At 65.8% G+C, this 10491-nt stretch carries 7 protein-coding genes and 1 pseudogene; 3 read left to right on the top strand and 5 right to left on the bottom strand.

Annotated features, from left to right (window positions below; translation table 11 throughout):
* Positions 1-581: 581 nt before the first annotated feature.
* The 3 genes from ACTFO6_RS06435 to ACTFO6_RS06425 form a co-directional block, all read right to left on the bottom strand.
* A complete protein-coding gene (locus tag ACTFO6_RS06435; RefSeq protein WP_439933635.1) occupies positions 582-1520 on the bottom strand; it encodes a carbon-nitrogen hydrolase family protein in 939 nt (312 codons plus the stop codon).
* Between the two features lie 17 nt (positions 1521-1537).
* Positions 1538-1972: a GFA family protein gene (locus tag ACTFO6_RS06430; protein WP_439933634.1), complete on the bottom strand. Its 435-nt coding sequence runs from the start codon at positions 1970-1972 to the stop codon at positions 1538-1540.
* 62 nt (positions 1973-2034) lie between these two features.
* Positions 2035-2886 carry a class I SAM-dependent methyltransferase gene (locus ACTFO6_RS06425; protein WP_439933633.1) on the bottom strand — a complete coding sequence of 284 codons (852 nt, stop codon included), beginning with the start codon at positions 2884-2886 and terminating at the stop codon, positions 2035-2037.
* A gap of 129 nt (positions 2887-3015) precedes the next feature.
* On the opposite strand from ACTFO6_RS06425, the gene ACTFO6_RS06420 reads away from it, so the two are divergent.
* From ACTFO6_RS06420 to ACTFO6_RS06410, 3 genes are read left to right on the top strand one after another with little or no spacing between them, the layout of a single operon-like run.
* Entirely contained in the window at positions 3016-6117 is a 3102-nt protein-coding gene (locus ACTFO6_RS06420; RefSeq protein WP_439933632.1) for an ATP-binding protein, read from the top strand.
* A gap of 3 nt (positions 6118-6120) precedes the next feature.
* Positions 6121-6375 (top strand): DUF4242 domain-containing protein, encoded by a 255-nt coding sequence (locus ACTFO6_RS06415; RefSeq protein WP_439933631.1) that lies wholly within the window; start codon positions 6121-6123, stop codon positions 6373-6375.
* Between the two features lie 43 nt (positions 6376-6418).
* Complete coding sequence (locus ACTFO6_RS06410; protein WP_439933630.1) at positions 6419-6727, top strand: hypothetical protein; 309 nt, start codon at positions 6419-6421, stop codon at positions 6725-6727.
* Positions 6728-7318: 591 nt separating this feature from the next.
* On the opposite strand, the pseudogene ACTFO6_RS06405 reads toward ACTFO6_RS06410, so the two are convergent.
* Together ACTFO6_RS06405 and ACTFO6_RS06400 are read right to left on the bottom strand one after the other, a co-directional pair.
* Positions 7319-9244: pseudogene (locus ACTFO6_RS06405) on the bottom strand (propionate--CoA ligase); the annotation flags it as partial.
* A gap of 61 nt (positions 9245-9305) precedes the next feature.
* Positions 9306-10301, bottom strand: coding sequence for an oxidoreductase (locus tag ACTFO6_RS06400; protein ID WP_439933629.1), 996 nt, complete (start codon positions 10299-10301; stop codon positions 9306-9308).
* Positions 10302-10491: the final 190 nt, after the last annotated feature.

The following is a 10491-nucleotide window of genomic DNA, read 5'->3' as shown; positions in this document are numbered from 1 at the left end:
GGCGAGGGCCGAGGCTTTCGCGGCGGCAACGCGAAAGCCGAGCAATCCCGCCCTGGGCGCACAGAGCCCGCTTCGTAGGATCCCAGCAGGGCGGGCCCGAGCGCGGCGAGGGCCGAGGCTTTCGCGGCGGCAACGCGAAAGCCGAGCAATCCCGCCCTCTCTGCCAACTCATCCGCATAAACCGACGCCGCGTCTGCCCGCGCAGCTATTTTTCTTTCGGGTTCAAAGGGCTGTGCCGAACTCAGGTTTACCACTGAGACCGGCTAGCGAGCCGTGGCCGTCAGGGTCTTTTTGCCCTCTTTTTCCCACTTAACCGCCACCACGCTCGGTCAAGTGCGGTAAATAAATTTTTTCAATGAGTTGCGAGTATAGCTGCCTTGACCGTTGTGTCCGGCTCTCGCGGGCAAATGAAGCTTTCAATCCATCGTCTAGTGTGCCCGCGCCGCAAAAACAATCACGGCGATGTGGATGGGGGTGTATCGGCAGCGACTTAGGAGGAAACATTCGCAATCAGTGCCCCTCGGCAGATTGGCAGCCGTTCCCGTTTCCGCGACACCGACAGTCAGTCGTGTCGCGAGCCGTCATTCGGAGAAGGTTACCGGCTGAAGTGGCTTCCGGTTCACCGTGAGCGAAAAGATGTCGGGCCGAGCATAATGGCCGCAGACGTCAAGCGACCGTCGGGCGCGCCGCGCCGCCTCCGCGTCGATCTCCGCATAGAGGATGCCCTTCTCGCGGTGAAGCGGGCCGGCGGCGATCGCCCCGGTGGGCTTGACCACGACCGCATCGCCATCGTTGATCCATTCCTCGGGCGTGAACAAGCGGTCGCGCTCGGGAAAATCCTCCGGCACGTCGCAGCCCTGCAAGGCGGTGGCAGTGCCGATCACCCAACAGCCCCCTTCCTTGGCGATATGGCGCAATGTCGCCAGACATGTCTCGCCGTTGTCCCAGGTCGGATTCACATAGATGTCGATGCCCTGAGCGTAGAGGGCATAGCGCGCAAGCGGCATGTAACTCTCCCAGCAGATCAAGCAGCCGAGTCGTCCCGCGGGCGTCTCGATGACCCGAAGACCGGTCGCATCGCCCATGCCCCAGACCATGCGCTCCGGGTTGGTCGGCATCAGCTTGCGATGACGGTTGAGGAGTGTGCCGTCGGGACCGATCACCACCACGGTATTGAACAGCGTCGTCCCCGAAAACCCACTGTCGATCTCGTGGAGGCCGACCACGACCGTCACGCCATGCTTGGCCGCGGCTTCCTGCACCGGCGCGAGATCGCTAGCGCCAAGGTCGACGGCATTCTGGCGCAGCCTTGCATGAATCTCGCTGGCAAGCGCCATGTCGCCGCCAGGCTTCAGGCGCCAGACCCAGGTCGGGTAACCAGGGATAAAGGCCTCGGGAAAGACCAGCAGCGATGCTCCTTGTTTCGCCGCCTCGTCGATTGAGGCAATCACCTTCTCGGTGGTCTTGTCCCGGTTCAACAGAACCGGGGGTTTCTGAATGACGGCAACCTTCGTGGACATGTTAGCCTCGCTCCTTCTCATTCCGGCATCAGAATGCCTGATCCACCCATCTCGGCGGGAATATCGCGCTGTTTCGGCAGGCCGTCCCGCATCGGTAGCACGGTCTCCTGATAGTTGACGTGCACGGACGGTCTAAAGGCAAGGTCCGGCACTACGGCAGCGTAGACGTCGGTTACGCCCCATATGGGATGCTCCGTCAGCAGATGACCGCCGCAGCGCGCGCACCATTTGCGAATGCTTCTCTCGGTCTTTTGGAAGCTAGCCACGTGCTCGGCCCCCTTGGTGATCGTGACCGCCTCCGGCTTCCACAGCGTGAATGCGTTTACCGGTCCGGCCGACCACGCCCGGCAGGAGGCGCAGTGGCAATACCCCATCGCCACAGGCTCACCGGTGACGGCAATCTCGACGGCGCCGCAGAAGCAGCGACCAACATAGACGTGATCATCAGCCATGTTCTTGCTCCTGTTCAACTGGGCGTCGGCTCAATGGGCATTGGCGGGCTGACCCCGGGGGCTCACTTGGTCCCCACAGCCAAGACCAACTCGCACGGGCCTGCGAAGCCCGACGGGCCCTCGAAGGCCTCGAGTTCCTGTTCGATCTGGGCCCAGGCCGCTTCACGCCCCGCCTCATCGAGGCCGGCTAACATCTGGTGCAGCGCGCCAAAGGACTCCTTCTCGAAGCGGACGCATTCGGCCGCCGAACGAAGCTTGACCGGCGCCTGAACGAGCCGGCTCTCCACGTCGCGGAACCCGGCTGTGCGAAACGCCTCTTCCAGCACGCCGGGATTGCCCAGGCTGAAGGGGCCGGGCTGACCCGGCTCGGGCGGCGGCAGATTGGCGCGGCGGCGGATGATCGAGACGGGAATCGAGAAGAACTTATTGTTCTCCGCCGTCGAATAGACGATGGCCGCGATCCGGCCACCGGGCTTCAGCGCGCGCCTCATGCCGGCGAGCGCCTTCTGCTGATCGGGGAAGTAGATCAGTCCCACGCGCGAGATCACGGCGTCGAACGTCCCCTCCGGCACGTCGAGATTCTCACCGTCCATGACGGCGGTCGTGACGTTCGCGTAGCCGGCGTTGCGCGCGTTCTGCGCCGCGAAGGCGAGGATGTTCGGGGCGATGTCGGTGGCGAGCACATGACCTTGCGGGCCGATCCGTTCCGCAACCTGGAGCGTCTGGTCGCCGGCACCGGCGGCGACGTCGAGCACGCGGCTGCCCGGACCGATGCGGGCCATGTCGAGCATGATCTCGGTGGTGGGTCCGAGCCAGGCGCGGAGGAACGGACCCCAGTCGTTCCAGGCCTTGGCCGCGGCCTGCCATTGCTCACGGGTTGTCTCCTTGTACTTGGCGGCATCGAAGGTGTCCATCGGACGTCTCCTTGTTGGAGGTCGGTTCCTCAACGTGACTTCGAGCGCTATACTCGCAAAAAGGCGCTGGAACGCCCGTGGGAATCCGCGTTGGATTGCGCGCGGCCACGTCGTTAAACGAAAGACGCGATGGCGGAGACCCCTCTCGAATTTCGCCTGCTGGGCGAGCTGCAGATTGTCGCAAAGGGTCAGGAGGTCAGCCTCCCGGCATCGAAGAAAACGCGAGCGCTCCTAGCCTATCTCGTCGCGACCGCAACGCCCCACCGTCGGGAATGGTTGTGTGATCTGTTGTGGGAGGGGCCGGACGACCCCCGCAGGGAGTTGCGCTGGAGCCTAGCCAAGATCCGGCCGCTGCTTGACACCGGCGGGACGACACGCCTTGAGAGCGACCGATCTCGGGTCGCCTTTGTGCCGCGTGACGCGGTGATCGATCTGACGACCGTCCGCGGGCTGCTTGCCGATATCCCGAATGCTCCCTTGGAGGGCCTCAAGACGGCGGCCAGCCTGTTCCGCGGCGAGTTCCTGGATGGCCTCGACCTGCCCGCCTGCTATCGTTTCCAGGAGTGGTGTCTCGCCGAGCGCGCGGCAGTCAGCACCCTACGCCTCGACGCGCTCCGCGCCCTCGCCGATCGGCTTAGTGACCGGCCGGAGGAGGCGCTTGTCCACGCACGCGCCCTAGTGGCGACCGATCCCTTGTCCGAAGAAGGCCATGCCCGCGTCATTCGTCTGCTCGGCCATCTGGGCCGCCGACGCGAGGCCATGGCGCAGTACGAGCAGGCTCGGAGCGTACTCGAACGCGAGGCGGGAATTCCGCTTTCTGGGGCGCTCGAGCGCGCACGGCATGCCATTGGGCGGATGCCCGTCGAACCGCGCGTGCACCTGCAAACCGGCGGCCAGGTCAGGACCCCCGATCGGCCTTGGAGCAGGGCCGCCGTTCCCCTAGTCGGCCGCGTCGCGGAGCGCATGCAGATCGACCGGTTGATATCGGCCACCGCCAACGGCCGCGCGACGCCCGTCCTCCTGGTCACCGGCGAGCCCGGCATCGGCAAGAGCCGTCTCCTCGACCATCTCGCCGAGCGCATGGCGATGATCGGCGGTCGCTGCTTGCGGGGACGCGCCTTCGAGGCGGAGGCCGCACATCCCTATGGCGCCTGGATCGATGCAGTGCGATCGGCCCCTGTCGGTCTGATTCCCGAAGAGACACGCCAACATCTCGCATTGCTCCGGCCCGAGCTCGGTCCGCTGCCTGTCGCACCGACAGACCGCGCCCGTCTCTTTGATGCAGTTCTCTTGCTGCTGCGACATCTCGCCCGCACCATGCCGCTCGCAATTCTACTCGACGACCTGCAATGGGTCGACGAAGGGTCCGCGATGCTGCTCCACTATGTGGCCCGCCTGCCGAACGCTCCCGAAGCCGTTCTGTTCGCCGGCGCGGCGCGCTCGGGCGAGCTTGCCGACAACCTAGCCATCTCGCACACGCTGCGAGCGCTCGACCGTGACGAGCGGCTGCAGGAGCTGCCCCTTCCGGCCTTGAACGAGGCGGAGACCAGAGAGCTGGTGCACGCGCTCGACCCTGACATCGACGCCGCCGCCATATTTGCCGAGAGCGACGGCAATCCTCTTTTCACCCTGGAGCTGTCCAGAACGCGACGCGAGGGGCGGCACGAGCCTGGGCGTCCCCTGCAGGCGATAATCGCCGGTCAGTTCGCTTCGCTCGACGAGCCGAGTCGTACCCTCCTGGCCTGGGCTTCGGCCGCGGGACGAACCGTTGGAGTCGACCTGCTCGCGCGGGTAACCGGTTTCGAGACCACGGTGCTCCTCACCGCTCTGGAGCAGCTTGAGCGGCGAGGTCTAATTCGGACGGCCGACGCGGACAGCTACGACTTCGTGCACGACATTGTCCGCCGGGCCTCCTACCATGAGATTTCACAGCCGCGACGGAAGCTCATGCACGGGCGGATCGCCCGCGTTCTGGACGCGATGGTGGAAACTAGCGACGCCATGGCCGGTGATCTCGTCCGTCATGCGGAGCTGGCGGGGGACCATGCACTCGCTGCGCGGGCCTGCGTCATCGCCGGCGAACGAAGCCTGCGGCTGTTCGCGAATGCCGATGCCTTGGCGCTCGTCAGGCGCGGCCGTTCTCACCTCGATCGACTGCCGGACGATCCATTGCGGCGCGAGCTCGCGATCGGTCTTTTCAGGGTCGAGGTTTTAGCCGCAGCGGGGCCGACCATGCGGCCACCCCCCCGGATCGCCGACGAGCTAGAGAGCGCCGTCGCCGATGCCGAGGCCGCCGGCTTGCATGCGGCGGCGGCGACCGGCCATTACCTCCTCTCGGTGGTCCACCAGGAGACGGGGAACGTTGCCCAGGCCCGGCTGAGCACGGTCCGCGCCGCCGAGGTCGGGCGCGAGACAGACCGGCAAACCTTTGCACGGCAACTAGCCAACACCGCGCGCTGCCTGATCGAGCTGGAGACCGAGATCCCGCGGGCAAGGGCGCTTCTCGACGAGGCCGAGACGCTGCTCGGAATCGGCGCGCAGGCAGTCTGTGAGCTGCAATGGGGCCGCGGCCTGCTGGCCCGCTGGCTGGGACGCCCGGAGGAGGCGGCGGCGCGAATCGACTGCGCGCTTGGCCTCGCCCGTAAAGCAGAGGATCGGTGGCGCGAATACAAATGCCTGACCTGGCTGGCGCTGATCCAGCTCGAGCGCTGTCGCTACCCCGCCGCAAGAGACCTGTGTCGGGAGCTCCGGGTGGTTGCAGGGCGGCTAGGCGAGACCGAGACACCGCTCGCCGACGCCATAGCGACGCTCGCCGACTTCGCCGAGGCAAGACACCAGGGCTCCGGCCAGCTGGAGGCGGCGCTCGCGCAACTGCGAGCCGTCGACGACAAGAGCCATCTCGCCTATGCGTTAAACTGGGCGGCGGCCCTGTGTCTCGCCAGGCACTGGCCCGAGGCTGCGAAGGCCTATGGGCAAGAAGCTTTGGAAGCGGCCCGGGCCATGCGCCGGCAAAACGACATCGCTATCGCCAAGGCGGTGCTGGCGAGGATCGAGGCCGATCACTCGGGCGAGGCGGCAGCGCGTATCAGACGCCTGTGCAGGGCGGTTGCCGACAACGACCGGTTCAACGCGAGGACGCGTGCCTTCATCGAGATGGCTGCCTGCGGCCTGGCCGCTTCGGGGGTTGCGCCGCCGCTTTCGGGAGATCGAAAACGCAGGACGAGGAGGTAACGGATGCCGCACATCATTGTCGAACGGAGCTTCGAGACGCCCTTGACCGAAGAGGAGTTGAAGGCGACGGAGGCGCGGATGGCCCCGTGCCTCGACCTCTATCAGGTCCGCTGGATTCGCAGCTACTGGTCGTTGGATCGGAGGCGGATGATCTGCGAATACGAGGCACCCGACGCCGCAAGTGTGAAGTCGGTTCAACGTGAAGCGGAAGCCAGATTCGATCGCGTTTGGACAGCCCAAGTGCTGAGTAACGGATGATCCTAACGCTGATCAAGAAGCACTCAAGGATCATCGGCGAGAGATGGATGAGCCGGACATGGCGGCCGACGAAGGCCAGCATTGCCTGCTCGGCTTGCGTGATAGCGCCCAAAGTCGCGGCCTCACAGCGTTCCAAACGCCGCAGCCAGCTCCAAGCTCTGGCGGTGACGAGCAGGGTGCGTGGATCGGCTTTAATTCGTCGACTGCGTCGAGATCGGCCGGTGTGACCGTGCCCACCTACTCCGCCGGAAACAACGCAGGTCAGAATTCGCTGAACCGGTCAATGGCGGCGACTACATCTCGCTCGTCGACATCGGGCGTTTCCCGCTGCGCGGCGGCGAATCTTCCGTAACACCGCGGCTTCGACCACATTAGCTGGCGGGCGCAAAGGTGCCATCGTGCCGGCTGGCTTGCGTTCGCGGATAGCACCCGCTGGGAAGTCAGCCTCGCCGCTTTCTGGGCACTCCACCTTTACGTGTTCGCCGTCCGAGCGGGTCCAAGACGCGCCGGCATCCATGTACGGAGGTTCGCCCCGGCCATGGGCACAGACGAAGATCCGGCCACCGGGGCCCCGCCCACCGCCAGCCCGGTGTTGAAGTTGGGACCAATATAGGGTGCTACCGGGCCTAAAAGAAAGCCCGCGTAGACGAAAAACCTGTCCGCCGGAACGAAGTAAACGCCGAACACCTGCTACTGGGTGTGGCGAGAGCCCGCCTCGGGTTCGACCACGAAGCACCGCTTCGTGGGACGCCCGCAGGGCGGGCCCGAGCGCGGCGAGGGATAGGATGGTGGGGCGCCATAAGGCAAGACGTGACCATCCCACCTGCCGACGTATGGACGAACCGCCGGATTCGACCAGCCGGGCGCCGCTCGACCGGGGCGTTACGGACGCAGCGGAAGACGGGCCCGGGCGTGCCCCAAGCGCCGGGCCCTGGCTCCGGGACTAAGCCGCCTGTACCTTGGCGGCCGTCACTGCCACCTTCACCTGTTCGATGCCAGCGGGATCGTCCAGGGTAGTCAGGTCCCCTGGATCGCGGCCTTCGGCGATCGCCTGGATGGAACGCCGCAGCACCTTTCCCGAACGGGTCTTGGGCAACTGGGTGATGAAATGTACCCGGGACGGCCGGGCGATGGCGCCGAGCTGGCTGTCCACCACGCCCATGATCTCCTTTTCCAGCGCCGTGCGCCCCTCCGGGGTGGCGATGCGGCTCGGGTCCTTGACCACGGCGAAGGCCAGGGGGAGCTGGCCTTTCAGTTGATCCGCCACCCCCACCACCGCCACTTCGGCGACGGCGGGATGGGAGCTGATGGCTTCCTCGATCTCCCGAGTGCCCAGGCGGTGGCCCGCCACGTTGATCACGTCGTCGGTGCGGCCCAGGATGAAGTAGTAGCCGTCCTCGTCCCGCATCCCCCAGTCGAAGGTGGTGTAGATCAAGCGGTCCTTGAAGCTGGAAAAATAGGTGGAGACGAAGCGCTCGTCCTGGCCCCAGACGGTGGACATGCAGCCGGGCGGAAGCGGCGGGACGATGCACACCACCCCCTTCTCGTTCGGGCCCACCTCCTCCCCCGTCTGCTCGTGCAGCAGCCGCACGTCGTAGCCGTAAGCGGGAAAGCTGGGGCTGCCGAACTTGACGGGCGTCTTCTCCACCCCGGGCACCGCGGTCAAAATCGCCCAGCCGGTCTCCGTTTGCCAGTAGTGGTCGATCACCGGCACCCCCAGGGCTTCGGCGATCCACCGGGCCGTGGGCTCGTCCAGGGGCTCGCCGGCGAGGAACAGGTGCTTCAAGGACGAGACATCGTACTTCTTGAGGTAGCTCGGATCCTGTTTCTTCAGCACCCGGATGGCGGTGGGGGCGCTGAACATGACGGTGACCTGGTGGTCCTGGACGATCTTCCACCAGATCCCGGGATCGGGCCGGATGGGTACCCCTTCGTAGACCACGGTGGCCATGCCGCGGATGAGGGGCCCGTACACGATATAGGAATGGCCCACCACCCAGCCGATATCGGAGGTGGCGAAATAGGTCTCGCCCGGCTCGCCGCAGTAGATCCACTTCATGCTGGCGGCCAGCGCCACCGCGTGGCCTCCCGTGTCCCGCTGAACCCCCTTGGGCCGCCCGGTGGTGCCAGAGGTGTACAGGATGTAGGAAGGCTCGCTCGCCTCAAGCCAGACGACGGGCACCTGGGCGTCCAGGTGCCGGCTGCGCAGCTCGGCGTAATCCAGATCGCGCCCCGGCGTGAGGGGCATCTGGGGGTCGAGTCCCCGGTTCACCATGACCACCTTTTCGGGCGGGAACTGGGATAGCCGGAGAGCCTCGTCCACCAGGTGCTTGTAGGGGATCTTGTTCCCCATGCGCATGCCGGCATCGGCGGTCACCATGACCTTGGGTCTGGCGTCGTCGATGCGGGCGGCGAGGCTCCCGGAGGCGAACCCGCCGAACACCACCGAGTGGATCGCCCCCAGCCGCACCGTGGCCAGCATGGCGAAGATCGCCTCGGGGACCATGGGCATGTAGATCAATACCCGGTCGCCCCTGGCGACCCCCAGGCTTCGCAGCACCGCGGCGCAGCGGTTCACTTCCTGGTGCAGCTCCCGGAAGGAGTAGACCCGTTCCTGGTTCGTTTCGGTGGAGATGTAGATCAGGGCCTTCTGGTCGGCCCGGTCCTTCAAGTGCCGGTCCACCGCGTTGTAGCAGAGGTTGGTCTCTCCGCCCACGAACCACTTGGCGAACGGCGGGCGGCTGTAGTCCAGGACCTTCTCGAAAGGCTTGTGCCAGTCCACCAGGGCAGCCTGCTCCGCCCAGAAAGCCTCGCGTTGCTCGATGGAACGCCGGTGAAACTCCTTGTACGTCTCGCCCATGTCTTCTCTCCTCTGGTGTGTGCTTTGCGCGCAGGAAGAAACCCGCGGCGGGCCCTGAACGGCGCGGAAGCTAGCCGCCGGCCACCTCCACCACGGTCCGTCCCTTCGCCCTTCCCTGGATGAAGTCGTCGAACACGGCCGGCAGCTTCTCCAGCGGCACGGTGTGGGTCATGCTGCGGAGATGAGCCGGCCGCATGTCGGTCTCGAGACGCGCCCACACCCGGCGCCGCAGCTCCATGGGGCAGTTGACCGAGTCCACCCCCAAGAGGCTCACCCCTCGCAGAATGAAAGGCATCACCGTGGTGTTGAGATTCGGGCTCAGGGCGAGCCCGATGGAGGCGATGGTGCCGCCGATCTGCATGGTGCTGGCGATCCAGGCCAGAACCTCGCCCCCCAGGTTGTCCACCGCCCCGGCCCAGGTGGCCTTGTCCAGGGGCCGGATCCTGGTGAGGTCCAGGCTGGAGCGCAGCATCACCTCCGCCGCCCCCAGGCCTTTGAGATATTCCGTTTCCGCTGCCTTGCCGGTCAGGGCCACTACCCGGTAGCCCAACCCCGCCAGCACGTCGACGGCGATGCTGCCCACGCCACCGGTCGCCCCGGTCACGATGACCGGGCCATTCTGCGGTTTCAATCCTTCGTGCTCCATGCGCACGATCCCTAGGGCCGCCGTGAACCCGGCGGTGCCCAGGGCCATGGCGTCGAAGAGGCTAAGCCCGGGAGGCAGCGGAACCAGCCAGGCGGCGGGCACCCGGGTGTATTCGGCGTAGCCCCCGTGATGGGATACCCCCAGATCGAAGCCGGTGGCGAGCACCTTGTCTCCTGGCTTGAACGCCGGGTCCGTGGAGGAGACCACCGTGCCGGAAAAATCGATGCCGCCCACGCACGCCGGGCGCCGCAGGATCTTGCCTTTGCCGGTGGCGGCGAGGGCATCCTTGTAGTTCACGTCGGAATAGGCCACCCGCACCACCACTTCCCCGGGGTCCAGCTCATCCAGGGTCATGTCGACGAAGCCACTGCGGATCTGCTTGTCCACCTCCTCGATCTTGAACGCCCTGAACTTTTCCATCGCGTCTCCTCTGGTCCGCGCTTGATCCATTCTAATCCGGATATTTCCCGGGGTATAAGGGACGGCTTGCGTTCCTCTATCCCCTCTGTTCGATGGGTACCCAAGGGCGGGGCTCGGGGCCGATGTAGTTCGCGCTCGGGCGGATGATCTTGCCGTCTTGGCGCTGCTCGATCACGTGGGCCGACCAGCC

The organism is Pelomicrobium sp. G1, assembly GCF_051905455.1.
Lineage (GTDB): Bacteria > Pseudomonadota > Gammaproteobacteria > Burkholderiales > UBA6910 > Pelomicrobium.
The sequence above is the reverse complement of the archived record's forward strand: the minus strand, read 5'-3'. Positions and strand labels throughout refer to the sequence as shown.